This is a genomic window from Streptococcus mitis (genome assembly GCF_009496205.1).
Classification (GTDB): domain Bacteria; phylum Bacillota; class Bacilli; order Lactobacillales; family Streptococcaceae; genus Streptococcus; species Streptococcus mitis_BN.
The window spans coordinates 1-23,404 of the sequence record NZ_WIJO01000004.1 but is presented as its reverse complement, the minus strand read 5'-3'; the positions used below and the strand labels follow the sequence as shown (position 1 = coordinate 23,404).

At 39.0% G+C, this 23,404-nt stretch carries 26 protein-coding genes and 2 riboswitches; of the genes, 7 read left to right on the top strand and 19 right to left on the bottom strand.

Translation table 11 applies throughout. The features are described from left to right. Positions 1 to 72 precede the first annotated feature (72 nt). A riboswitch (TPP riboswitch) is annotated at positions 73 to 161 on the bottom strand. 213 nt (positions 162 to 374) lie between these two features. From thiE to lctO, 4 genes are all read right to left on the bottom strand, one after another. Then, positions 375 to 1,004, bottom strand: coding sequence for a thiamine phosphate synthase (thiE, locus tag GEZ85_RS01265; protein ID WP_049492265.1), 630 nt, complete (start codon positions 1,002 to 1,004; stop codon positions 375 to 377). A gap of 1 nt (position 1,005) precedes the next feature. Further along, a complete protein-coding gene (thiM, locus tag GEZ85_RS01260; RefSeq protein ID WP_153209037.1) occupies positions 1,006 to 1,788 on the bottom strand; it encodes a hydroxyethylthiazole kinase in 783 nt (260 codons plus the stop codon). A 128-nt stretch (positions 1,789 to 1,916) separates the two neighbouring features. Continuing rightward, a complete protein-coding gene (locus GEZ85_RS01255; RefSeq protein ID WP_049492273.1) occupies positions 1,917 to 2,585 on the bottom strand; it encodes a TenA family protein in 669 nt (222 codons plus the stop codon). Positions 2,586 to 2,800: 215 nt separating this feature from the next. Then, a riboswitch (TPP riboswitch) is annotated at positions 2,801 to 2,889 on the bottom strand. A gap of 147 nt (positions 2,890 to 3,036) precedes the next feature. Further along, positions 3,037 to 4,173, bottom strand: a complete 1,137-nt coding sequence (lctO, locus tag GEZ85_RS01250; RefSeq protein WP_049492276.1) for an L-lactate oxidase — start codon at positions 4,171 to 4,173, stop codon at positions 3,037 to 3,039. 215 nt (positions 4,174 to 4,388) lie between these two features. On the opposite strand from lctO, the gene GEZ85_RS01245 reads away from it, so the two are divergent. From GEZ85_RS01245 to GEZ85_RS01230, 4 genes are read left to right on the top strand one after another with little or no spacing between them, the layout of a single operon-like run. Further along, positions 4,389 to 5,069 carry an amino acid ABC transporter permease gene (locus tag GEZ85_RS01245; protein WP_153199553.1) on the top strand — a complete coding sequence of 227 codons (681 nt, stop codon included), beginning with the start codon at positions 4,389 to 4,391 and terminating at the stop codon, positions 5,067 to 5,069. After that, positions 5,029 to 5,706, top strand: coding sequence for an amino acid ABC transporter permease (locus tag GEZ85_RS01240; protein ID WP_153199551.1), 678 nt, complete (start codon positions 5,029 to 5,031; stop codon positions 5,704 to 5,706). The genes GEZ85_RS01245 and GEZ85_RS01240 overlap by 41 nt, the downstream gene beginning before the upstream one ends. Then, positions 5,707 to 6,465, top strand: a complete 759-nt coding sequence (locus GEZ85_RS01235) for an amino acid ABC transporter ATP-binding protein (RefSeq protein WP_153209035.1) — start codon at positions 5,707 to 5,709, stop codon at positions 6,463 to 6,465. It abuts the gene before it with no gap. A gap of 11 nt (positions 6,466 to 6,476) precedes the next feature. Further along, positions 6,477 to 7,343 carry a cysteine ABC transporter substrate-binding protein gene (locus tag GEZ85_RS01230; protein WP_153209033.1) on the top strand — a complete coding sequence of 289 codons (867 nt, stop codon included), beginning with the start codon at positions 6,477 to 6,479 and terminating at the stop codon, positions 7,341 to 7,343. 86 nt (positions 7,344 to 7,429) lie between these two features. Here GEZ85_RS01230 and GEZ85_RS01225 read toward each other — a convergent pair whose 3' ends face one another. From GEZ85_RS01225 to typA, 12 genes are all read right to left on the bottom strand, one after another. After that, positions 7,430 to 8,077, bottom strand: coding sequence for an ABC transporter ATP-binding protein (locus GEZ85_RS01225; protein ID WP_001002574.1), 648 nt, complete (start codon positions 8,075 to 8,077; stop codon positions 7,430 to 7,432). Beyond that, on the bottom strand, positions 8,074 to 8,772 hold the full coding sequence (locus tag GEZ85_RS01220; protein ID WP_194251497.1) for a hypothetical protein: 699 nt from the start codon (positions 8,770 to 8,772) through the stop codon (positions 8,074 to 8,076). Before GEZ85_RS01220 ends, GEZ85_RS01225 begins: the two co-directional genes overlap by 4 nt. A gap of 9 nt (positions 8,773 to 8,781) precedes the next feature. After that, positions 8,782 to 9,534 (bottom strand): hypothetical protein, encoded by a 753-nt coding sequence (locus GEZ85_RS01215; RefSeq protein WP_033682780.1) that lies wholly within the window; start codon positions 9,532 to 9,534, stop codon positions 8,782 to 8,784. Then, positions 9,534 to 10,298, bottom strand: a complete 765-nt coding sequence (locus GEZ85_RS01210; RefSeq protein ID WP_153209029.1) for a hypothetical protein — start codon at positions 10,296 to 10,298, stop codon at positions 9,534 to 9,536. The genes GEZ85_RS01215 and GEZ85_RS01210 overlap by 1 nt, the downstream gene beginning before the upstream one ends. Before the next feature lie 95 nt (positions 10,299 to 10,393). Continuing rightward, positions 10,394 to 10,798, bottom strand: coding sequence for a hypothetical protein (locus GEZ85_RS01205; protein ID WP_153209027.1), 405 nt, complete (start codon positions 10,796 to 10,798; stop codon positions 10,394 to 10,396). Between the two features lie 331 nt (positions 10,799 to 11,129). Next, positions 11,130 to 11,762 (bottom strand): orotate phosphoribosyltransferase, encoded by a 633-nt coding sequence (pyrE, locus tag GEZ85_RS01200; protein WP_153209026.1) that lies wholly within the window; start codon positions 11,760 to 11,762, stop codon positions 11,130 to 11,132. Positions 11,763 to 11,795: 33 nt separating this feature from the next. Beyond that, complete coding sequence (gene pyrF / locus GEZ85_RS01195) at positions 11,796 to 12,497, bottom strand: orotidine-5'-phosphate decarboxylase (RefSeq protein WP_153209024.1); 702 nt, start codon at positions 12,495 to 12,497, stop codon at positions 11,796 to 11,798. Between the two features lie 232 nt (positions 12,498 to 12,729). After that, positions 12,730 to 13,983 carry a cell division protein FtsQ/DivIB gene (locus GEZ85_RS01190; protein ID WP_153209022.1) on the bottom strand — a complete coding sequence of 418 codons (1,254 nt, stop codon included), beginning with the start codon at positions 13,981 to 13,983 and terminating at the stop codon, positions 12,730 to 12,732. A gap of 9 nt (positions 13,984 to 13,992) precedes the next feature. Then, positions 13,993 to 15,051, bottom strand: a complete 1,059-nt coding sequence (locus GEZ85_RS01185) for a UDP-N-acetylglucosamine--N-acetylmuramyl-(pentapeptide) pyrophosphoryl-undecaprenol N-acetylglucosamine transferase (RefSeq protein WP_153209020.1) — start codon at positions 15,049 to 15,051, stop codon at positions 13,993 to 13,995. 1 nt (position 15,052) lies between these two features. Next, positions 15,053 to 16,405 carry a UDP-N-acetylmuramoyl-L-alanine--D-glutamate ligase gene (gene murD, locus GEZ85_RS01180; protein WP_153209018.1) on the bottom strand — a complete coding sequence of 451 codons (1,353 nt, stop codon included), beginning with the start codon at positions 16,403 to 16,405 and terminating at the stop codon, positions 15,053 to 15,055. A 114-nt stretch (positions 16,406 to 16,519) separates the two neighbouring features. Continuing rightward, positions 16,520 to 16,774: a DUF3165 family protein gene (locus tag GEZ85_RS01175; protein ID WP_000262669.1), complete on the bottom strand. Its 255-nt coding sequence runs from the start codon at positions 16,772 to 16,774 to the stop codon at positions 16,520 to 16,522. 19 nt (positions 16,775 to 16,793) lie between these two features. After that, a complete protein-coding gene (gene typA, locus GEZ85_RS01170; protein WP_000164111.1) occupies positions 16,794 to 18,635 on the bottom strand; it encodes a translational GTPase TypA in 1,842 nt (613 codons plus the stop codon). 161 nt (positions 18,636 to 18,796) lie between these two features. On the opposite strand from typA, the gene GEZ85_RS01165 reads away from it, so the two are divergent. Continuing rightward, positions 18,797 to 19,522 carry a 16S rRNA pseudouridine(516) synthase gene (locus GEZ85_RS01165; RefSeq protein WP_153209016.1) on the top strand — a complete coding sequence of 242 codons (726 nt, stop codon included), beginning with the start codon at positions 18,797 to 18,799 and terminating at the stop codon, positions 19,520 to 19,522. A 43-nt stretch (positions 19,523 to 19,565) separates the two neighbouring features. On the opposite strand, the gene GEZ85_RS01160 is transcribed toward GEZ85_RS01165, so the two are convergent. The 3 genes from GEZ85_RS01160 to GEZ85_RS01150 all read right to left on the bottom strand — a co-directional run bounded on the left by GEZ85_RS01160 (position 19,566) and on the right by GEZ85_RS01150 (position 20,531). Beyond that, entirely contained in the window at positions 19,566 to 19,793 is a 228-nt protein-coding gene (locus GEZ85_RS01160) for a hypothetical protein (RefSeq protein ID WP_153209014.1), read from the bottom strand. 88 nt (positions 19,794 to 19,881) lie between these two features. Continuing rightward, positions 19,882 to 20,262: a rhodanese-like domain-containing protein gene (locus GEZ85_RS01155; protein ID WP_000259256.1), complete on the bottom strand. Its 381-nt coding sequence runs from the start codon at positions 20,260 to 20,262 to the stop codon at positions 19,882 to 19,884. Continuing rightward, entirely contained in the window at positions 20,262 to 20,531 is a 270-nt protein-coding gene (locus GEZ85_RS01150; protein WP_000051787.1) for a YqgQ family protein, read from the bottom strand. Before GEZ85_RS01150 ends, GEZ85_RS01155 begins: the two co-directional genes overlap by 1 nt. A gap of 63 nt (positions 20,532 to 20,594) precedes the next feature. Here GEZ85_RS01150 and GEZ85_RS01145 point away from each other — a divergent pair, with 63 nt between their 5' ends. Then, positions 20,595 to 21,503, top strand: a complete 909-nt coding sequence (locus tag GEZ85_RS01145) for a LysR family transcriptional regulator (protein WP_001222582.1) — start codon at positions 20,595 to 20,597, stop codon at positions 21,501 to 21,503. A gap of 29 nt (positions 21,504 to 21,532) precedes the next feature. After that, a complete protein-coding gene (locus GEZ85_RS01140; protein ID WP_153209012.1) occupies positions 21,533 to 23,230 on the top strand; it encodes an N-acetylmuramoyl-L-alanine amidase in 1,698 nt (565 codons plus the stop codon). Positions 23,231 to 23,404: the final 174 nt, after the last annotated feature.

Here is a 23,404-nt window from a genome sequence, read left to right as displayed (position 1 = left end):
AAGAAAAAACTCTAATTACAGATAGGAATTAGAGTTCAGCTTACAAGATTAGATAGTTCTTTCGACATACGAAAAAAACATTTCACATTTCCCTTCGCCAGTCTTAACTGTATCAGGTTCAATGGGTATCATCTCAGCCTAAAGCACCCCAAATGTCTTTATTATTTAATTATATAAATATTATAACAAACGATTTTTTCTAGTTCAAGAAATTGAACTGGAAATACAGCCTTGCACTCACAAAGACAGCAGATCTTTCGTTTGCAAAAAACAAATGTCTTGTTTGATAGATTAGCCATTTGAGCTGAATCTGGACATAGCTTTTTAGAAAAAAGAAAATCCTACTCCCTCAAAATCCAAGGAAAAATTGATAGCTATTGTTCACTCATTTCTCGAACAGTTTTTTCTATATTTTTTGCATACGATATTGCTGAAATGATTGAAACACCATCAACATTGGTCTTCATAATGTCTTTAATATGTTGCGTCTGTATCCCACCAATTGCAACTAAGGGCATTTGTGGCAATAGTTTTCTCATCAATTTAAGACCTTCATAACCTATAGCACCACCAGCATCGTCCTTTGACTGGGTATCAAATACAGGACCAACACCAACATAATCTACATATTCAACTTTTGATTGTTGAAATTCTTCCTCGTTTTTTATAGAAAGACCAATTATTTTATCTGGCATCAATTTTCTAATTTCATCAACTCCAAGGTCATCTTGTCCTACATGTACGCCATCAGCGTCAATTTCCATTGCCAAATCAATATCATCATTAACAATAAACAGAACATTGTATTTTTTACAAAGATCCTGTAGTTTAATTGCTAATTCGACTTTTTCTTTACCTTCTAAGGCTCCCTCCCCTTTTTCACGGAATTGAAATAAGGTTATACCACCTTTTAAGGCTTCCTCAACGACCGTATATAGATCTTTTCCTTGGCAAGTAGTCGTTCCACAAATAAAATATAGTTTTAGTAATTCTTTTTGAAACATCTTACTTCACTCTTTTGAATTTCTTTACATCTTCATCTGTAATCTCGTATAAGGCATTTATAAATTCAACTTTAAATGTTCCAGGAAGATGTCCATTTGGACGTTTTTCTGCCATTTCTCCAGCGATATTGTAAACCAACATTGCTGTTTCTAATGATTTCAATTCTTGACCTTTTTCAAGTCCGATAAAGCTTGCTACTACAGCACCTAATAAGCATCCTGTCCCAATAACTTTTGGCATCATGGCACTACCATTATGAATAGTTACCACTTCTCCATTTACCGCAATAGCATCCACTTCACCTGTTACTACAATTGGAATATTGAACTTCTCATTTGCTGCTAGAGCAATTTCGTCAATATTATCTACACCCGCACTATCTACTCCTTTAGATTCCACATTTATTCCTACTAAAGAGGCAATCTCGCCAGCATTTCCTCTAATCGCTGCTAGTTTGTAATTGTTAATTAGATCATCTGCTACTTTTTTTCTATATTCTCCTGCTCCACAGGCTACAGGATCTAAAACTGCTGGGACATTATATTTCTCTGCAATTTTCAAAGCAGCTTGGTATAATTTCCAATTTTCATCTGTCAATGTTCCTATGTTTATTAATAAACCTCCAGCATACTTTAACAAATCCTCTAAATCTGCAGGAAACTCACTCATGGCTGGTGAGGCACCCAATGCTACTAATCCATTTGCTGTGAAATTTTTTACTACATCATTGGTTATACAAATGACTAATGGTGCTTTTTCTTTTAATAATTTTAAACTTGTCATATTGAAATCCTTCCTTTTCACTTTATACGATCTACTGATTTCGATTTATCTCTATCTTTCGTTAAGAAATTTTTTTATTTACATTGAATAATTTACCTCATCAAATTTGTAAATATCCTAAACCTTCACTAGGCGTCATAGCCAATATCAAAAAAGGCTAATTCTAAGGCAACTGCTTGATTCCAGCGTTCCTGAAGTTCTGTCAAATCTTCTCGACCTTTCCCGAAACGATTGAGTTCGTCAACCAGAAATTGAACCCACTCTGCAAAGAAAGGACCTCTGTGGAGATTGATCCATTCCGAATGAATATAGGCTTCAGGTAGAGCCAAATCTTTAGAACCCCAGTCTAGATAGAGCCCTTCTGCAATGACCAGCATGACCAAAAGATGGGCATAGTCTGATGATGACACAGCAGAATACATAAGCTCCTGAAAGGCTTTTGTTACAGGATGCAAAGTCACTTCCTGATAATCATTCTCAGATACTTTTAACTCTTTAAAAGCCTTTTGGAAATAACCGTCTTCATCTGCTTCAAGAAAGCCTAGTTGCTTGGCAAAACGAAGCTTGGATTCAAGCTGGTCTGCGTGGGCTACGCAAGCACCCAGCATGGATAAGAAGGCATCAAAGAAGTGATAATCTTGAATCAGGTATTCTTTTAAGACCTTATTCTCAATTGTCCCCACAAAAAGTTCCTGAACAAAACGATGATTGATTGCATCCTGCCAATCCTTCTGACTGCTTTTTAATAATTCTCCAACAATCAAACCTGGCTCAAATGCATAGTCTTGTGTTTCCATATTTACTTTTCCTCTCTTTACTCGTTCGTAATCGACAAAACATCAAGAAAATCCTAGTTTTACTTGACCTTTTTAAAGAAAATCAAGGGCGTTCAAGAAGAGCTACCTAAATGCTTTGTATCACCTTCATCCAGCTTATATAAACAAAAAAACTCCAATTACAATCAAGAATTAGAGTTTAGCTTACAAGATTCGATCGTTCATTTCGCCATACGAAAAAACGTTTCACATTTCCCTTCGCCAGTCTTAACTGTATCAGGTTCAATGGGTATCATCTCAGCTTAAAGCACCCCAAATGTCTTTATTATTTAATTACTGGACCAGTATAGCAAAAAATGAAAGCCCTAGCAAGATATTTGATTGAAAAATATATTTATATAGATTTTCTAGCGATTTATTTTTCCTATACACAAAGAAAAACCTCCACACTTAGTGGAGGAAATCTGTTTTATCAATACAATTTTAAGTCACGAGAATCAACTGGGAAGCTTGGGTTATATGGATTGTGACGTAGTTTAAAGTGTTTGACATCTTCAATGGTCTGAGTCCCAGACAATTGCATGACTGTCTTCAATTCCGCATTCAAGTGTTCAAAGACTTGACGTACACCAACACTACCACCAAGAGCCAGACCATAAATAACTGGGCGTCCAATGGCTACTAAGTCTGCTCCAGAAGCCAAGGCTTTAAAGACATGTTGTCCACGACGAATGCCAGAATCAAAGACGATTGGAACACGTTTATCAACTGCTTCTGCTACTTCTTGAAGCGAGTCAAAAGCTGCTGGCCCACCATCAATTTGACGGCCACCGTGGTTGGTTACCCAGATACCAGAAGCTCCCGCAGCAAGCGAACGTTCAACGTCCTCACGGCATTGTGGCCCTTTGACATAAACAGGCAGTCCTGAGTATTCAGCGATAAATTCTACGTCGCGTGGAGACAAGCGTTGTTTAGCTGATTTGTAAACAAAATCCATTGATTTACCAGCACCTTCTGGCAGGTATTCTTCAACAATAGGCATGCCAACTGGGAAGACAAAACCATTACGCTTATCTACTTCACGATTGCCCCCTACAGTAGCATCTGCCGTCAAGACAATCGCTTTATACCCTTCAGCCTTCACACGGTCCATGATGTGGCGGTTGATACCGTCATCCTTACTAAAGTAAAATTGGAACCAATGAGGTGTCCCTTGAAGGGCTTCCGTAATTTCTGGAAGGTCGACAGTAGAGTAAGAGCTGGTTGTATAAAGAGAACCAAACTCATGCACACCACGCGCAGTCGCCACTTCACCCTGTTCATTTGCCAATTTATGAGCCGCAACAGGTGCCAAAATGATTGGTGAAGACAATTTTTCACCTGCAAATTCAATCTCTGTACTTGGATTTTCAACATCGCAGAGCGTATGAGGAACGATGAGTTTGTGGTTAAAGGCACGAATATTCTCACGCAAAGTGAAAGTATCTTCCGCCCCACTAGCGATATAGCCAAATGCTGCTTTAGGGATAACTTGTTGCGCCATTGGCTCCAAATCATAGGTATTAATGAAATCTACATGACCTTCTGCATTGCTTGTTTTGTATGACATAAAATGCCCTCCTTAATAAGTAAGCGTTTACTTTGTATATTACAAAAATATCTTAACTCTTTTTTCAAAACTTTTCAAATATTTTGTTTGGAAATTTCAGAAATTTTATGTCTATGATAAAAAATCCTTATAACGGCAATAAAAAATAGATATTATCCAAAGAAGATTTTAAGTGCTACAATAACTGTATTATTTCTAGATGGGAGGTTCTATTTTTGGATTGGTCCATTGTTGAACAATATCTACCACTATATCAAAAGGCATTCTTTCTGACCTTGCATATTGCAGTTTGGGGAATTTTGGGATCCTTTCTGCTCGGTTTAATCGTTAGTATCATCCGACATTATCGAATCCCTATTTTAGCGCAAGTAGCGACAGCCTATATTGAATTGTCACGTAATACGCCCCTTTTGATTCAACTCTTCTTTCTCTACTTCGGTCTTCCCCGAATCGGGATTGTCCTATCTTCAGAAGTCTGTGCCACTTTAGGACTGGTCTTTTTAGGAGGCTCCTATATGGCAGAATCTTTCCGAAGTGGGCTGGAATCCGTCAGTCAAACCCAGCAGGAGATTGGATTAGCAATCGGTCTGACACCTCTACAGGTCTTTCGCTATGTGGTTCTTCCGCAAGCAACAGCGGTGGCCCTACCGTCTTTTAGTGCCAATGTCATTTTCCTCATCAAGGAAACCTCTGTTTTCTCAGCAGTAGCTTTGGCCGACCTCATGTACGTCGCCAAAGATTTGATTGGGCTCTACTATGAAACAGACATTGCGCTGGCTATGTTGGTAGGTGCTTACCTTATCATGTTGCTACCCATCTCACTGGTCTTTAGCTGGATAGAAAGGAGGCTCCGCCATGCAGGATTCGGGAATCCAAGTACTTTTTCAGGGAAATAATCTCTTGAGAATCTTACAGGGATTGGGCGTTACGATTGGGATATCCATCCTGTCTGTCCTCTTATCCATGATATTCGGAACAGTCATGGGAATCATCATGACCTCCCATTCTAGAATCGTACGATTTTTGACACGATTGTATCTGGAATTTATCCGTATCATGCCCCAGCTGGTGCTACTCTTCATCGTTTATTTCGGCTTGGCTCGAAACTTTAATATTAATATCTCAGGTGAGACTTCAGCTATTATCGTTTTTACCCTCTGGGGAACAGCTGAAATGGGGGACTTGGTCCGTGGAGCCATCACTTCCCTCCCTAAGCATCAGTTTGAAAGTGGACAGGCGCTCGGCTTGACCAATGTTCAACTTTACTACCACATTATCATCCCACAGGTTTTGAGAAGACTGCTACCGCAGGCCATTAACCTTATCACTCGGATGATCAAAACCACTTCCTTAGTCGTATTGATTGGAGTTGTAGAGGTTACCAAAGTTGGACAACAAATCATTGATAGCAATCGCCTGACCATCCCAACTGCTTCCTTCTGGATTTATGGAACCATTCTAGTCTTGTATTTCGCAGTCTGTTTCCCTATTTCCAAACTATCCACTCACTTAGAAAAACATTGGAGGAACTAAATGTCTGAAACTATTTTAGAAATCAAGGAACTAAAAAAATCCTTCGGAGACAATCCCATCCTCCAAGGTCTATCCCTACAAATCAAAAAAGGAGAAGTTGTGGTCATCCTAGGACCATCCGGTTGTGGGAAAAGTACCCTCCTTCGTTGCCTCAATGGCTTAGAAAGTATTCAAGGTGGAGATATTCTTCTGGATGGTCAGTCTATCGTTGAAAATAAAAAAGATTTTCACCTAGTTCGTCAAAAGATTGGCATGGTCTTTCAAAGTTATGAACTTTTTCCCCATCTGGATGTCCTACAAAACCTTATCCTAGGCCCTATCAAGGCTCAGGGAAGGGACAAGAAAGAAGTGACAGAGGAAGCTTTGCAATTACTAGACCGTGTCGGTTTGCTAGATAAACAACATAGCTTTGCGCGTCAATTATCTGGTGGACAGAAGCAACGGGTTGCAATTGTCCGTGCCCTCCTCATGCATCCAGAAATTATCCTCTTTGACGAAGTGACTGCTTCGCTGGATCCAGAAATGGTGCGTGAGGTTCTGGAACTCATCAATGACTTGGCTCAAGAAGGCCGTACCATGATTCTAGTAACTCACGAAATGCAGTTTGCCCAAGCTATTGCGGACCGCATTATCTTCCTCGACCAAGGGAAAATCGCTGAAGAAGGAACTGCTCAAGCCTTCTTTACCAATCCACAGACCAAACGAGCTCAGGAATTTTTAAATGTCTTTGACTTTAGCCAATTTGGCTCATATCTATAAAGGAGATTTTTATGAAACTACTCAAACCACTCTTAACTGTTTTGGCACTTGCCTTTGCCCTTATCTTTGTCACTGCTTGTAGCTCAGGTGGAAATGCTGGTTCGTCATCTGGTAAAACCACTGCCAAGGCTCGCACAATCGATGAAATCAAAAAAAGCGGTGAGCTACGAGTCGCCGTGTTTGGAGATAAAAAACCGTTTGGTTACGTTGACAATGACGGTTCTTACCAAGGTTACGATATTGAACTTGGGAACCAACTGGCCCAAGACCTTGGTGTCAATGTTAAATACGTTTCAGTCGACGCTGCCAACCGTGCGGAATACTTGATTTCAAACAAGGTGGATATTACCCTTGCCAATTTTACAGTAACTGACGAACGCAAGAAACAAGTTGATTTTGCCCTTCCATACATGAAAGTTTCACTTGGAGTCGTATCACCTAAGACTGGTCTCATTACAGACGTCAAACAACTTGAAGGTAAAACCTTGATTGTCACAAAAGGAACGACTGCTGAGACTTATTTTGAAAAGAATCATCCAGAAATCAAACTCCAAAAATACGACCAATACAGTGACTCTTACCAAGCTCTTCTTGACGGACGTGGAGATGCCTTCTCTACTGACAATACGGAAGTCCTAGCTTGGGCGCTTGAAAATAAAGGATTTGAAGTAGGAATTACTTCCCTCGGTGATCCAGATACCATCGCAGCAGCAGTTCAAAAAGGCAACCAAGAATTGCTAGACTTCATCAATAAAGATATTGAAAAATTAGGTAAGGAAAACTTCTTCCACAAGGCCTATGAAAAAACACTTCACCCAACCTACGGTGACGCTGCTAAAGCAGATGACCTAGTTGTTGAAGGTGGAAAAGTTGATTAGTCATTAACTCTTAAAAGGGACTGGAGTTTAAGCTCCAATCCCTTTTTAAGATTTTACCTATAACATTCTGAGTCTATCTAAGATGTTCAATCTGAACACAGTGTACATACTTTATCTTCTATTGAATATACTTTATCACATAAGATACGAATATCCTCTTCACTATGACTAGCAATCAAAATTGTTGTTCCTTTTTCACTAGAGAGCTTTCTAAACAATGTTCTCATATTTTCTACACTTGATTTATCCAAGGCATTCATAGGTTCATCTAGTAAAAGAATAGAGGGATTCTCCATAATTGCTTGAGCAATCCCTAGCTTTTTCCTCATACCTAGCGAATAAGTTTTAACTTTCTGGTCTTTTTGCTCATATAGACCAACTATTTTCAGTGTATCATTGATTTCCTGATTACCAACTACTCCTCGTATGCTTGCCAAATATTGTAAATTCTTAAAGCCACTATAATAATTTATAAAACCAGGTTCTTCAATCAAAGCTCCTAAATTAGCTGGAATTTTTCTCTCAGGAACAATATTTTCCCCATTGATTAACACTTCTCCATAAGACGGACTATATAAACCAGCTATTAATTTAAACAATACACTTTTCCCTGAGCCATTCGCACCAGTAATTCCTATAATTTCCCCCTGTTTACAACTAAAATTAAGGTTTTGAAAAACACATGTTTTTTTTAATTCCAACTGAATATTTTTTAATGTAATTATTTCATTCATTCTATAAACCTCCTCTTTTGACGAGTGAAATAGAAAATGCTTTTAAAAAGAAAGACTAAAAATAGCAACTGAAGAAATAGATCTCGTCCTATATCTCCATTTCCTCTATTCAGAATATAAAATAGATAATTGGTTCGACTCCCCACAAACAAACTGCCAAACACAATCATGAGTAAAAAGAAGCTAACACAAGAAAAGTTCATTTGCTCATTCGCTCCTAGTATGTATAACGTAAAGCAAAGCAAGGATAGCACACAAACATTCAAAAAATCAACTATAAACAAAACTCCTATATCCCAGTTTGGTAACTGTAACATAAATTGAATCACTAGAACTTTTACCATGATTAAAACGAGTCCATAAAGAAAACAGGTCCAAATCTGATACCTAATCCAGAGCTTAATAGAAGAAAATCGAATCACTTCCATAAAGAAATCGGATGCTCTTCTACGATATACAACTGCTAGAAAAAATGTATGAATAATAAACCAATGAAGCAACCATATAGATAAGACTAAAAAAGAGTTTTGACTCAGATTAGGCCCTTTTAAAATTTCTATAACAAGTCTATCATTTCCTTCTAACCAATACCATAATCCTAAACAAATCAATATCCAAAAAAGAACATAACCCCAAAAGTACTTGGTATAGATTATCTGATTCAACCTCCACATGTGACTACTTAACTTTCCCATTTCCAACTTTTACACTCTCCTCCAGTTTCTATGAACAGAAAATACAGTCAATGGAATTATGATAGATAGTAATGTAAGCCAATAAATCAAAGCATACGGATTGGAATTTACCATATACTGAAAAATTGGCAATAATCCAATTATCCCATTGTTCAACTGATAAATCCAGAATAAGGATTCTACAAATAAAAAAGTAAACAGAAATACTAAGCTCATGTTTGATTTTTTAAACCAAGAAAAACTGCTAATAGTAAGTAAGGATAAAAAGAAATAGTATGCTATATAAGAGAAAAAAAATCCTATAAAGAAACTAGCATTGTTTGCAATACTTATACCATAAAATTCTCTTAAAAAATCAACCTCCTTTATCTCCAAAGAAAAGCTAAAACCATTACTAAATGCAATTAGAAAAATCAATAAAAATAAAGTCGCCGTCCAAATCCCCGTACTAAGAGCTGCTAATTTGAAACTAAAACTGGTAAAGTGCTTAATTGATTTCAGACGAATGCGGCACTCCAACCTATTAAAATAGTTATTCATCAAATGAAAAAAGAATAATATATATGTGAACGGAAAGCAATATACTCCAGTTGTAATATCTTGAAGTAAGACTAAGAGCCATTCTAATACATTTGGATGGATTGAATATTGGCGACATCGCAGTAAATATACTGTACTAGATAAAATACAGGATAGCAGTAATATAAAATAAACCAATACTGATAAAAAATCTTTTTTGTAAAATTGAACAAATTGTTTCATTATACGTAGTCCTCTGAATGTAGAAAAAATGTACCATAAACAACCAAACAACTAACAAATAAAATAAAAGCAAGATGCCCACTAACTAAGGAAAGACTGATATCTTTCTGATATCCCAAAGCTAATGTTGTCACAGGTTCTAAGTAAGATAGCTCTAAAATACCCCAAAAAATACCCCCAACCATCATATAGGCAACTGGGATGAAAATAGCTCCTAATTTTTTCTTCACTAGCAAAGCACTAGCTAGTCCAAAAATAGAGAACACAGCGCCCCAAACTCCATACCAGAGAGTCGTTACAAGACTATAGAGAAACTGATTAGAATCAAATAATTCTTTTAAGGCACCACTATAGTCTCCAATATAAATTTCCTGATAAGGAGTCACTAAAAGATTAATTCCTAATAATAATAAATAGGGGAGAAAAAAGACTAGAAAAGAAGAAATAATTACAGTACTACCCACAATAGCCAGATACTTCTTTTTAGAAATTCGACACAATTGTGCTGTTAGAAAATGACTCTCAGCATCCTCTATTATCTGACTAGAATAGGGCAGTGTACAGATAAGTGCAGCTACTAGGCTAATCGGTGAAAATCCTCTAATAGAAGAAGCGGCAAAAAAAATCGATAAACCTTCAATTTTATAAATACCATTGAAAGCAAGGAAATTTCCTAAACCCATGCAAAGAAGGGTCAAAAATAAAGACATATAAAACCGAGGTGATTTAACGACTCGTACAAGATTACAAATAAAAAATTCCATCCCAACTCCTCCTTATAATAAGAATAGGGTGTAGCATTCTTTTTTCATGCTACACCCACAATCAACCATCTTTAAGACTTACTCTGACAAGTAAGTTAATAAGAATCTGGACTCCAAGAACCTGAAGTATGAATTCTTACATGATTTCCAAACTGTGGCGCCATAGCTAATCTAGTATCAGAACCAATATAATTATCACCACCTCCATCATAGTACATGACAATCCTAGAGCCAGAACTCAATTGATATACTGTAGTGATATCTGCCCCACTATAGGCGCTACGAATAGAGGTATTTAACGTTTTACCGCCACCAGTGCTGTAATTATTATTAATTCCAGCAGAGGCGTTTTCTTTCTCAAGCGCACTAGTTGTATCCGAATGAAAACGCGGCAACGTTAAATCATAATCTCCAACCTGTCTAGCTAAGACTGTAGGGAGAAACAAACTAGCTGCAATTGTAACTACGCAAAAAAGGGAATATATTTTTCTTCTTTTCATGACATCGTCCTCCTAAAAAGTGATAAACAAGATAGTTGATTGATCAATTTGATACATATTATATTTTCATTATATCAGCAAAAGAAAGCGCTGTCAATTATTTTATTTAAAATATTGTCATATTTTAAATATCTTAAATAAAATGGTTAAAAGAGTCCGGGACAAAAAGATTTTAATTTTAGAAATTCTTTATTATAAATTTTAAAAAGCGATAGATTATACAAAAAAACGAACAAAACAGAATTCTAATTGTTAGATAACTCATTTTTGTTCGTTTTTTATGTTTAAGTTAGATTTTTGTCCCAGACTCGTCTCTCTTTATCTTACTGACCTAACCTTCTTGCCAATTTTCTTGGTCTTCTTTAAAGCGTTTTAGAAGGTCGAGTCCTTCTGGCGTGATATAGCCTTCTTCTTGGGCTAGGTGAATGAGTTCACTGTAGTTAGAAAGCGTCACAAGTTTGACACCTGCATCTGAGAAGTTCTTATCTGCTTTTGGCAATTGGTAACTGAAAATCGCTACTACTCCAAGCACATCTGCTCCTTCTCGTTTGGCTGCTGCTACTGCTTCAAGAACAGAACCACCTGTTGAAATAAGATCTTCCACCACTACCATTTTTTGACCCTGAGCTACGCGACCTTCGATTTGATTACCAGCACCGTGGTCTTTTGGTTTGCTACGGATGTAGGCAAATGGCAGATTCATCTTGTCAGCAATGATAGCTCCGTGTGGAATCCCTGCTGTTGCAGTTCCTGCAATGACTTCTACCTCTGGAAAGGCTTCTTTAATAGCTTCCACAAAGCCATTTTCAATTAAGGTACGAGTTTCTGGATAGGCTAGTGTCACACGATTATCAGTGTAAATCGGTGACCTGATACCAGATGCCCAAGTGAAAGGCTCCTCTGGTTTGAGGTAAACTGCTTGAATTTTCAAGAGGTGGCTAGCGATATCTTTAGCAAGTGTCATGGTCTTCTCCTTTTGTTTTTCTAATCTAGTTCTTTAATTCCAGTCCTGTGTCCATTCATCCTTGATGGCATGATAAGCTGCAACAGGATTCTCAGCTTGGGTAATGGGACGTCCCACTACGATATAGTCACTACCGATTTGATAGGCATCAGCAGGTGTCATCACGCGTTTTTGGTCTCCAACTGCAGCACCTGCTGGACGAATGCCCGGTGTCAGACAGATAAAATCTGGATTGGTGGCCTGCTTGATGAGTTGCACTTCCTGAGCCGAGCAAACAACACCATCTAATCCCGCTTCAGCCGTCTTCTTGGCATAATGAATCACTGACTCCTGCAGGCTGGTTTGGATGTTTTGAAAATCCTGCATCTGAGCTTCTGATGTTGATGTCAGCTGAGTCACTGCAATCAATTTGGCTTGACTTCCAAGACCTTCACGCGCAGCTTTCATCATCTCTACACCACCAGCCGCATGAACATTGGTCATATCTACACCAAGCTGAGACAGGATCTTCATAGCTGATTTAACTGTATTAGGAATATCATGCAGCTTGAGATCCAAAAAGACACTATGACCCTGATCTTTTAAGTAGGACACAATCTCAGGCCCTGTTGCGTAATAGAGCTCCATCCCTACCTTGAGATAAAGGCTTTCTTCTGCTGGAAAAAGAGCTAAGAATTCCTTGACTGCCTCAAAACTAGGAAAATCAAGAGCAATGACTGGACGATGTTCTCGCATAGGTTTCTCCTTTTACCTTTGCTAGTGAGAGAGTCTGGCCACAAGAAGCCACGAAAAAAGGAACCTGCCAACAGCAAGGTTCCACGAAAAATAGGTAGTCTCCACCCTTTCACCGTCTAACCTTAGCTGCCTCTCTGGACTGCTTTAAAGGTTTTCTATTATTCTATTATTTCTACTAGCACTTGTCAAGTAAAAACATGGCAACTAAAGAGTTATAGGAGAAAAGCTAAACCTAGCGACGCGATGAACGCTGACTTGTTTGGTTTCGATTGCTCTCTTCCTCCAATTTTTTCTTCTCTTCTTCCAATTTTTTCTGCTGTTCCTCCAGCCTTTTCTTCTCTTCCTCTTTCTGTTTCTTCTCAGCTTCCTTGGCCTCTTGTTTGGCTTTTTCCTCTGCCTCCATAATTAATTTATCCGCCACAGTATAGCTGTAAATTCCAGCTTCCATGTCAATCACACTCGGTTCTGACAATTGTGGCTTAATCTTACTGTAATATGGCAGTTTCTTACTCATTTCAGATAGAGGAACCAAAACTTCGTCCGAATCATTCATGGTCAATCGAATTAGATCTGATGTCACCTTGCTTGGGGCTAGTTCCACCTTTTGGATAGCCGCCTTGAGTTCTGGACTAATTTGAGCAAGTTCTGAGGTAAAGGTCTTGATTTGTTCGCTGTCATTAAAGAGAACTGATATATAAGTTTCTGGCAGACTGACCAAGCTCACAGAACTGGTTTCAAGCTGACCACTGGAAAGAATAGGATAATGATTTTCACCAGAAACATAGTAGGCAACAATATCGTATTCCTTAACCTTAATAGTAAACTTAGTTGGAAATTGATAGGCAAGCTGAGCTGATTCAACCCAATAGTTAGACTTGATCTGCTCTTCATATTTTGCCTTGTCTAGCAGAAGGTTAATCGTATAATCCGAATCCTGAATGCCTGAAGCCTGTCGAATATCATCATCTGTGGTTTGCACTGTTCCCTCAACATGAATATCCTTCATGGTCGCATAAGGACTAAGCAAATAAGCAGAGACAACCAATAAAATCAGACTGAGAAACAAAATCGAGATAGCCCGCCAGATATGAACTCCTGGAATTTTCGGTTTGACCGGTTTTTCCTTAACAGGCTTTTTCTCTGCCTTTTTATCCCGTTTATCCTCTTTCTCTGTCTTTTTAGACTTTGATTCTTCTTTGACTACTTCTTTTTTGACGTCTTCTGACTCTTCTACTTTTTCTTCAGCATCTTCCTTAGCTGATTTTGGGTCTTTTGGATCAGATTCACTCTCTTGGTCCTCGGTTGCATCTGAATTTTCAGATTTTGAAGCCATTCGAGCTTGTCTTTCCTTTTCCTTCTCCTCAGCTAGGGCTGCCTCTTCTTCAGCCTTCTTTTTTAGGTATTCTTGGTTTCGTTTCTGCCATTCTGATAACTCTTTAAATTCTTCGAGGATTTCTTTGCCCTCATTTTTCTTATCTTTTGACATTTACTTTCCTTATGATAAATCTTTTTTCAATAATTCATAAAAATCTGCTAGAGATTTCAATTCCTTAGAAGCCTTCATCTTAGATTGGTATTCTTCCTTGTGGCTTAGTAAGTGAGAAAGCTTCTCTTCCAAACTATCCAAGGTCAAATCGCTTTCTTGAAGCTCTTCTGCATAGCCTTTCTTAACAAAGTAAGCCGCATTTTCAATCTGGTCACCACGACTAGCCTCACGACCAAGTGGCACAATGACATGTAATTTTGCCATGGCCAAGAGCTCAAAAATCGTATTGGCACCACCACGTGTCACAACAATATCAGCCAATTCCATCAAAGGTTGATAGAGATTGGTCACATAATCAACACGAAAAAGATTTTGGCTCAACTCGTTCAGGCTAGAATCTCCTGTTAGATTGATAATATTGTAGCGTTCTGTCAGCTCTTTCTTATGGTCTGTCACCAATTGGTTAAATACACGAGCACCTGCTGAACCGCCAACAAACAATACTGTTGGCAATTTTGGATTAAAGTGGGTTTGAATATCCACCAATTCATCTGGTTCTAGAGTATTTTGGTCTGAAACCTTTGTCACTGCTCCCACATGCTCGACCTTAGACAAACTTGAAGCTTGCTCAAAGGTTGAATACATCTTCGTCGCAAATTTATAGGCGATTTTATTGGCCAAGCCCATGGACAAGTCAGATTCGTGAATAAAGACAGGCACTCCTGAAACACGCGCAGCGATAACAGGTGGCACAGAGACAAAGCCTCCCTTTGAAAAAAGTGCTTGTGGACGAAGTCGCAACATGATAAAGAGAGATTGGACAATTCCCCAACCAACTTTAAAGACGTCCAGCATATTTTGCCAAGAGAAATAACGACGCAATTTTCCAGTCGCAATAGAATGGAAGGTGACATCTAGACCTGACTTAAGGATTTCTTGGTGTTCGATACCACGCTTGTCTCCGATATAGTGGACTTCCCAGCCATCTTCGATGAACTTGGGCATTAACAAAAGATTGAGGGTAACGTGTCCAACCGTCCCCCCACCTGTAAAGACAATTTTTTTCATATTATTCCTTTAACTCCGCTACTGTGTCGATAAAGAGGTCGCCACGTACTTCAAAGTTAGCATACATATCCCAGCTGGCATTGGCAGGACTGAGCAGAACCACATCTCCTTGAGTAGCAAGATCGTAAGCCTTGCGGGTCGCATCTGCAATATCAGTCGCATCCACATAAGCGACACCAGCCTTGTCTGCTGCCCGTTTGACACGCTCAGCAGATTGACCGAGGATGACCATCTTCTTGAGTCCAGTAATGTCTGGTACCAATTCGTCAAACTCATTGCCACGGTCCAAACCACCTGCAATCAAGATGACCTTGCTGTTGTCAAATCCTGACAAGGCTTTTTGAGTAGCCAAGATATTGGTTGACTTGCTATCATTATAGAATTTGACACCCTTGATTTCATCCACAAATTGGAGACGGTGTTTGACACCACCAAAGGCTGAAAGAGTTTCTTTGATGGTTTGGTTGTCCACACCACGAAGCTTGGCTACAGCAATCGTCGCAAGGGCATTTTCCACATTGTGGCTACCTGGAACTCCGATTTCATTCGCTGCCATGACCACTTCCCCACGGAAGTAGAGCTGACCATCTTCCAAATAAGCTCCATCAACCTTTTCCTGTGTTGAGAATGGTACAACTGTAGCTTGTGTTTTAGTAGCCAATTCTTTTGCCAAGTCTTGGTTAAAGTTCAAGACAAGGAAATCAGCCACTGTCATCTTGTTCTGGATATTCCACTTGGCTGCTACATATTCCTCAAAAGAACCATGGTAATCGATATGAGTTGGCATGAGGTTGGTAATAACCGCAATCTCTGGATGAAATTCTTGCACACCCATGAGTTGGAAAGAAGAAAGTTCCATGACAAGAGTGTCCTTATCTGACGCAGTTTGGGCCACTTGACTAGCTGGATAGCCGATATTTCCTGATAAAAGACCATGTTGCCCAGCAGCAGTCAAAACTTCCCCAATCATGGTCGTTGTGGTTGTTTTTCCATTTGAACCTGTGATACCAATAATTGGTGCTTCTGAAATCAAGTAAGCCAATTCCACCTCAGTCAAGACTGGAATCCCCTTGGCCAAAGCCTTTTCAATCATGGGATTACTGTATGGAATACCTGGATTTTTCACCATAAGGGCAAAATCTTCATCCAAGAGTTCCAAAGGATGGCCACCTGTGATAACCTTGATCCCTTCTTCCAACAAACTTTGCGCAGCTGGATTGTCCTCGAATGGTTTCCCGTCATTTACTGTCACAATAGCACCTAGTTTATCCAACAAACGAGCTGCAGATTCACCAGACTTAGCCAAACCTAAAACAAGGACTTTCTTATTTTTAAATTGATCTATTACTTTCATGTCTCGAACCCCATTTCTACTCTTACTATTTTACCATTTTTATGGAAATAATTCTAAATGAAAATGCTCAGATTCAGCATTCTAACAAGCAAAAAGAGAGCCGAAACTCTCTTTTTATCTTCTTTTACTTTTATGGACCGACATGAGGGTAATATCTCGCAAGCTAAAGTATGCTAAGAAGAGCATGGCGACTGCGATGAAGAATTCTGTCGGTAGCTGAAAGATTTGCAGGACAGACAGCATAAGCAAAATCAAAAGTGCTACGAAAGCAAAGACGACAAGGACGATATTTACTGTCCCTTTAATGCTTTGTGGTGTCGCAAATACATAGAGTAGTAATAAGAGGATTCCTATGATTAAATAAACCATCTCTATCTCTTTCTAGCTCTTATTCAGCTGATTTTTTCTTCTTGTTAGCTTTCTCACGTTCTGCCTTGTTAAGGATTTGTTTACGCAAACGGATAGACTCAGGCGTTACTTCCATGTACTCATCGTCGTTCAAGAACTCAAGAGACTCTTCAAGTGTCAAAATACGAGGTGTCTTGATAACAGCTGTTTGGTCCTTAGTAGCTGAACGGACGTTGGTCATTTGTTTAGCCTTAGTGATGTTAACTGTCAAGTCGTTTTCACGAGAGTTTTCACCGATGATCATTCCTTCGTAAACCTCAGTACCTGGGTTAACAAAGATTGTACCACGTTCTTCGATAGACATAATTGAGTAAGTTGTAGCCTTACCAGCATCGATAGAAACAAGGGCACCACGGTGACGTCCACCGATTTCACCTGGAATCAATGGCAAGTATTGGTCAAAGGTATGGTTCATGATACCGTAACCACGAGTCATTGACAAGAACTCAGTTGAGTATCCGATCAAACCACGCGCTGGAACAAGGAAGACCAAACGAGTTTGACCATTACCAGTTGAAATCATATCCAACATTTCACCCTTACGTTCAGAAAGGCTTTGGATAACAGACCCTTGATATTCTTCTGGAGTGTCGATTTGAACACGTTCAAATGGTTCACATTTAACTCCATCGATTTCTTTTACGATAACCTCTGGACGAGATACTTGAAGTTCATAGCCTTCACGACGCATTGTTTCGATAAGGATTGACAAGTGCAATTCTCCACGTCCTGAAACAGTCCATTTATCTGGTGAATCAGTTGGGTCAACACGAAGGGAAACGTCTGTTTGCAATTCTGCCTGCAGGCGTTCTTCTACCTTACGAGAAGTTACCCATTTACCTTCTTTACCAGCAAATGGTGAGTTGTTAACCAAGAAAGTCATTTGAAGAGTTGGCTCATCGATGTGTAGGATTGGAAGAGCTTCAACTGCATCTGTCGGAGTGATAGTTTCACCGACAAAGATATCTTCCATACCAGAAACGGCAATCAAATCACCTGCTTTGGCTTCTTGGATTTCACGACGTTCCAAACCAAAGAAACCGAAGAGTTTGGTAACACGGAAGTTTTTAGTTGTGCCGTCAAGTTTAGAAAGGGTAACTTGGTCCCCAACCTTAACAGTACCACGGAAGACACGACCGATACCGATACGTCCAACAAAGTCGTTGTAGTCCAAAAGTGATACTTGGAACTGTAAAGGCTCATCTGAGTTATCTACTGGAGCTGGGATGTGGTCGATAATCGTGTCAAAGATTGGTGCCATAGTAGCTTCTTGGTCAGCTGGGTCATCTGACAATGAAGAAGTTCCGTTGATCGCTGAAGCATACACCACTGGGAAGTCAAGCTGGTCGTCATCTGCACCAAGCTCGATGAAAAGTTCCAAGACTTCGTCCACTACTTCTGCTGGGCGAGCTGATGGTTTATCGATTTTGTTAACAACCACGATTGGGACAAGGTCTTGTTCCAAGGCTTTTTTCAATACGAAACGAGTCTGTGGCATTGTTCCTTCGTAGGCATCTACGACTAAGACAACACCGTCAACCATTTTCATGATACGCTCAACTTCTCCACCGAAGTCCGCGTGTCCTGGTGTGTCCATGATGTTGATACGAGTTCCGTTGTAGGCAACGGCTGTATTTTTAGCAAGGATGGTAATTCCACGCTCTTTTTCGATATCGTTTGAGTCCATAGCACGCTCAGCCAATTCAGTACGTGCATCAAGCGTTTCTGATTGTTTCAATAATTCGTCAACGAGGGTTGTTTTACCGTGGTCAACGTGGGCGATAATCGCAATGTTACGGATATCTTCTCTTAATTTTGTCATGATTTCCTCTATAATATTCAAAATTTATTTTCTAACTGAACGATTATACCATAATTTCAGGTAAATAACATAATTCAAGCAAGTGTAAATGTTTTCACGAAGCTTTTCTTTTCCTGTCAAGACTTTTCAAAGTAAGAGACTTATGATAAGATAGGCACAGTATGCGTTTAGATAATTTATTAGCCCAAGAAAAAATCAGTCGAAAGGCCATGAAACAAGCCTTACTAAAAGGAGAAATTTTAGTTGATGGTTGCCCAGCCCGCTCCCTAGCCCAAAATATCGATACAGGACTACAAGAACTCCTTTTTCAGGACCGAATCATTCGAGGTTATGAGCACACCTATCTTATGCTTCATAAGCCTACTGGTGTCGTTACAGCCAACAAAGACAAGGAACTCCAAACCGTCATGGACCTGCTGTCACCTGACATCCAGTCTGACAAGCTCTATGCCGTCGGCCGACTGGACCGAGATACGACGGGACTCCTTCTCTTGACTGACAACGGTCCCTTGGGCTTTCAGCTCCTCCATCCCCAATATCATGTCGATAAGACTTATCAAGTTGAGGTTAATGGACTTCTAACACCTGACCATATCCAAGCCTTTCAAAAAGGAATTGTCTTTTTAGATGGTACTATCTGTAAACCTGCAAGCCTAGAAATTCTATCTGCAAGTCCTTCCCACAGTCAAGCCTCTATTACCATTTCAGAGGGGAAATTTCATCAGGTTAAAAAAATGTTCCTCTCAGTTGGTGTCAAGGTAACCTCCCTCAAACGAGTTCAGTTCGGTGAGTTTACATTAGACCCAGAACTAGCAGAAGGTCAATACCGTCCCTTGAACCAAGAGGAATTGAAAATCATAAAAAACTACTTAGAGAAAAGTGGATAAAACAAAAAAGCTTTCAAATAAAGCTTTTTTTGTTTTACACTAGTTAATTCATAAAAAGAATCAATCCTAAAACCCAATTAATTACGGAAACTACAATCCCTACAATAGCTATAATTTTTTCTGTTTTATAGTCTAGTCCAGATTCTTTTTGGTATGAAAAAGCCAAGACCAATCCTATGATCCCCAAAATCAGGCCTACAATTGGAAATAACAAACCAAGAATAATCGACAAAATACCCACAAAAAGTGGATTTTTCTTCTTTTCTTTCATGTTCTAAGAACTCCTTAAATTTTATACAAATTAATTATACTATAAAACAATAGCTTCATCCTATCATTCGACTAATTTGGAAATAAGGTTAGCTAGTCTTCACTTTCCCTTTCCAAGAATCCAAACCATAAGAAAGGATATAAATCTCAGAAAAACCTTGTTTTTTCAAGTAAAGAGCTGCATTTGTAACTCGTTGCGCACGTTGGTTTTCGTAAAGAAGGACAGGTTTGTCCTTACGAAGGGCTGCAAGACTAGTTTTCAACTGACTTGAAGGAATATTGCGAGCCCCAAGAATATGTTTTCTGTGGAATTCTGCTGGATCACGCAAATCAATCAATTGACCCGTACGAATCAAGGCTTCAAACTCCTCATTGTCTACAATTTTAGCCGCACGGCGAATACGAAGATAGTTAAAGCCCATCCATGCCAACATTGCCAGTATAAGTGCCCACAAAATCCAAGTAACCATTAGTTCTTTTCTCCATTTTTCTCAATATAATCCAATTCTACCTTGTGCTCTCTGCGTAGAACCGCTTCTGCCTCTAGATAGTCTAATTTGTCCATCAACCCTGCATCGTAAATCCGAGAGAGTTCCAACTTCATCAGTTCAATATCATATAAGCGTTTTCCCATGTAAACAATAATACCAAATCGTTTGAGGAATTGCTGCACATCATAGAATGTTTTCATAAGACTCATTCTAGCAAAATTTTGTGTTTTTTTCAAGAAGAGACTCACACAATGCCCCTGATTTTCCTATCATCTTTGGCGATTCTGACGCAAGTGTGGTACAATAAAAACATGAGAATTCAACAATTACACTATATTATCAAAATCGTCGAAACTGGCTCCATGAATGAGGCAGCCAAGCAACTCTTTATCACTCAACCTAGTCTTTCCAACGCAGTAAGAGATTTGGAGAATGAAATGGGCATTGAAATCTTTATCCGCAATCCCAAGGGCATCACCTTGACCCGTGATGGGATGGAGTTTCTCTCTTATGCCCGTCAGGTTGTCGAGCAGACCCAGCTTTTGGAGGAACGCTATAAAAATCCTGTCGCCCACCGCGAACTCTTTAGCGTTTCCTCCCAGCATTATGCCTTTGTGGTCAATGCCTTTGTCTCTCTGCTCAAGAAAAGTGATATGGAGAAATACGAGCTCTTCCTTCGTGAAACTCGTACTTGGGAGATTATCGACGACGTCAAGAACTTCCGTAGTGAAGTCGGTGTCCTATTTTTTAACAGCTACAACCGTGATGTTTTAACCAAAATGCTGGATGACAACCACCTGCTGGCTCATCATCTCTTTACCGCCCAACCGCATATCTTTGTCAGCAAGACCAATCCTCTGGCAAAGAAAGACAAGGTCAAACTATCTGATTTAGAAAACTTCCCTTACCTCAGCTATGACCAAGGAACTCATAACTCCTTCTACTTTTCAGAAGAGATTCTCTCGCAGGAATACCACAAAAAATCTATCGTAGTCAGCGACCGTGCAACCCTCTTTAATCTCTTGATTGGTTTGGATGGTTATACTATTGCGACAGGTATTTTGAACAGCAACCTCAATGGAGACAATATTGTTTCTATCCCACTGGACATTGATGACCCAATTGAGCTGGTCTATATCCAACATGAAAAAACCAGCCTATCTAAGATGGGCGAACGCTTTATCGACTATCTCCTAGAAGAAGTCCAGTTTGATAGTTGAGAATAGTATTGAGATATATGGAGACAAAAATGAAAAAGATTATACTTGCGAGTACAGTTGTCCTATCTATTTTAGGGTTCACTCAAGCAACTGTCCAGGCTCAAGAAAATAAAGCAGAGTCAGTACGAGAAAATGTAACAATTCCTCATTCAAGTACTTCAAAAATCGAAAACCAAGAAAAACCGAAAGAGAAGGTCGAAAAACCAGACAATTCTTCTAAAATTGACGATAAAGAAGAAAAAATAGAGAAAAAAACTCCTGCTACAGAAGAGAAGAAGTCTGAAGTAAAAAAAGAAGAAACAAAAGTTGAAAAAATCAAAGAAGGTTGGCAAGAAGAAAATAATAACTGGCGCTTTTACGAACACAATAAACCTGTTACCAACTGGAAAAAAATCCAAGGAAAGTGGTACTACTTCAACAAAGATGGAAATCGACTAAGCAATACAACCTTTGATGGTTATGTATTCAATAAAGATGGAGTAATGGCTGAGAACGGTTGGAACTTCATCCATGGAAAGTGGTACTTCGCTAATTCTTCTGGAAAAATTTCTCAAAATAAATGGGAAAAAATTGCTGATTCTTGGTATTACTTCGACAAAGATGGGATCATGCTTAGTAATACAACTATTAACAGCTACTTGCTGACAAATAATGGAGCAATGGCCACAAACGGCTGGGCAAAAATCGACCAAAATTGGTACTATGCAACATCCTCTGGAAAAATTTCTCAGAATAAATGGGAAAAAATTAATGGTATTTGGTACTATTTTGACAAAACAGGTATTATGTTCAGTAACCAATGGCAAGGTAATTATTATCTAAAATCAAGTGGTGCCATGGCTGAAAAAGAATGGGTTTTTGATAAGACCTACAATAGCTGGTTCTACCTAAAAGAGAATGGAACATTTGCAAACCGAGAATGGATTGGAACTTACTATCTCAAATCTGGTGGTTATATGGCTAAAAGTGAGTGGATTTTTGATAAGTACTATAATTCTTGGTATTATCTAAAAGAAAACGGACAATATGTCACTAATATTTATAAAATATCTGGAAAAGATCATATCTTTAAAAATGATGGTAGATGGGTTAGTGAAGTTCCTGAGGGGGTTGTAAAAGGCCAATACAGTAAAACCATCTTTTTAGATCCTGGACATGGGGGAAGAGACTCAGGTGCATACTATTACAATGTCGCTGAAAAAGACCTCAACATGCAGGTGTATCGTAAATTACGCAAAAAATTAGAAGAACTTGGCTACAAAGTTCTCACTTCACGTGATAGTGATATTGACGTAGATTTTATTACAGAACGTTCTCGTATGGTTAACAAGACTAACTCTGACATCTTTATTAGTATTCACTTCAATGCGACTGGTAATGCATACTCAAAATCTAGTGGTATTCAAACCTATTCCTATAGTGATGAACATAACTATCCAAGCAAAATCAACCCATACTGGCATAACCATCCTGACCGTATGAGCGAAAGCAAGCGTCTTGCAGCCGCTATCCATTCTTCATTGTTAGCTGAAACTGGTGCTAAAGATGCTGGTTTATTGGAAAGTAGCTTTGCCGTTCTTCGAGAAACTGCTAAACCAGCCGTCCTCCTAGAGCTAGGTTATATGGATAATTTCGCTGAAAATCAACAGATTCGAGATAGCCACTATCAAGATAAGCTTGTAACAGGTATCGTGAAAGGAATTCAAAAATATTACGCTGGTAAGTAAAAAAGGGCCTGAGACAAAATAGTTCTCGACCACAAAAAAGCTAGAGATTTCCAATTGCGGAACTCTAGCTTTTTAATTTTGAGTCGTTCTCTTATTGTATTTGAGGAGGTTATTGGCCATAAGTACCAATCCCATGTCAATTCTCACTTGACGCTTCCCTCTCAGATTACATCT

What these genes read in the sequence shown, in the direction of transcription:
- GEZ85_RS01160 (WP_153209014.1), bottom strand. Translation starts at nt 19,793, where the DNA reads ATGAAAGAAAAGAAGAAAAATCCACTTTTTGTGGGTATTTTGTCGATT.
- GEZ85_RS01220 (WP_194251497.1), bottom strand. Translation starts at nt 8,772, where the DNA reads ATGGGAAAGTTAAGTAGTCACATGTGGAGGTTGAATCAGATAATCTAT.
- GEZ85_RS01235 (WP_153209035.1), top strand. Translation starts at nt 5,707, where the DNA reads ATGTCTGAAACTATTTTAGAAATCAAGGAACTAAAAAAATCCTTCGGA.
- GEZ85_RS01230 (WP_153209033.1), top strand. Translation starts at nt 6,477, where the DNA reads ATGAAACTACTCAAACCACTCTTAACTGTTTTGGCACTTGCCTTTGCC.
- GEZ85_RS01140 (WP_153209012.1), top strand. Translation starts at nt 21,533, where the DNA reads ATGAAAAAGATTATACTTGCGAGTACAGTTGTCCTATCTATTTTAGGG.
- thiE (WP_049492265.1), bottom strand. Translation starts at nt 1,004, where the DNA reads ATGTTTCAAAAAGAATTACTAAAACTATATTTTATTTGTGGAACGACT.
- GEZ85_RS01175 (WP_000262669.1), bottom strand. Translation starts at nt 16,774, where the DNA reads ATGGTTTATTTAATCATAGGAATCCTCTTATTACTACTCTATGTATTT.
- GEZ85_RS01215 (WP_033682780.1), bottom strand. Translation starts at nt 9,534, where the DNA reads ATGAAACAATTTGTTCAATTTTACAAAAAAGATTTTTTATCAGTATTG.
- GEZ85_RS01185 (WP_153209020.1), bottom strand. Translation starts at nt 15,051, where the DNA reads ATGAAAAAAATTGTCTTTACAGGTGGGGGGACGGTTGGACACGTTACC.
- GEZ85_RS01255 (WP_049492273.1), bottom strand. Translation starts at nt 2,585, where the DNA reads ATGGAAACACAAGACTATGCATTTGAGCCAGGTTTGATTGTTGGAGAA.
- GEZ85_RS01210 (WP_153209029.1), bottom strand. Translation starts at nt 10,298, where the DNA reads ATGGAATTTTTTATTTGTAATCTTGTACGAGTCGTTAAATCACCTCGG.
- typA (WP_000164111.1), bottom strand. Translation starts at nt 18,635, where the DNA reads ATGACAAAATTAAGAGAAGATATCCGTAACATTGCGATTATCGCCCAC.
- GEZ85_RS01165 (WP_153209016.1), top strand. Translation starts at nt 18,797, where the DNA reads ATGCGTTTAGATAATTTATTAGCCCAAGAAAAAATCAGTCGAAAGGCC.
- GEZ85_RS01155 (WP_000259256.1), bottom strand. Translation starts at nt 20,262, where the DNA reads ATGGTTACTTGGATTTTGTGGGCACTTATACTGGCAATGTTGGCATGG.
- GEZ85_RS01225 (WP_001002574.1), bottom strand. Translation starts at nt 8,077, where the DNA reads ATGAATGAAATAATTACATTAAAAAATATTCAGTTGGAATTAAAAAAA.
- murD (WP_153209018.1), bottom strand. Translation starts at nt 16,405, where the DNA reads ATGAAAGTAATAGATCAATTTAAAAATAAGAAAGTCCTTGTTTTAGGT.
- GEZ85_RS01240 (WP_153199551.1), top strand. Translation starts at nt 5,029, where the DNA reads ATGCAGGATTCGGGAATCCAAGTACTTTTTCAGGGAAATAATCTCTTG.
- GEZ85_RS01145 (WP_001222582.1), top strand. Translation starts at nt 20,595, where the DNA reads ATGAGAATTCAACAATTACACTATATTATCAAAATCGTCGAAACTGGC.
- GEZ85_RS01190 (WP_153209022.1), bottom strand. Translation starts at nt 13,983, where the DNA reads ATGTCAAAAGATAAGAAAAATGAGGGCAAAGAAATCCTCGAAGAATTT.
- thiM (WP_153209037.1), bottom strand. Translation starts at nt 1,788, where the DNA reads ATGACAAGTTTAAAATTATTAAAAGAAAAAGCACCATTAGTCATTTGT.
- pyrE (WP_153209026.1), bottom strand. Translation starts at nt 11,762, where the DNA reads ATGACACTTGCTAAAGATATCGCTAGCCACCTCTTGAAAATTCAAGCA.
- pyrF (WP_153209024.1), bottom strand. Translation starts at nt 12,497, where the DNA reads ATGCGAGAACATCGTCCAGTCATTGCTCTTGATTTTCCTAGTTTTGAG.
- lctO (WP_049492276.1), bottom strand. Translation starts at nt 4,173, where the DNA reads ATGTCATACAAAACAAGCAATGCAGAAGGTCATGTAGATTTCATTAAT.
- GEZ85_RS01205 (WP_153209027.1), bottom strand. Translation starts at nt 10,798, where the DNA reads ATGAAAAGAAGAAAAATATATTCCCTTTTTTGCGTAGTTACAATTGCA.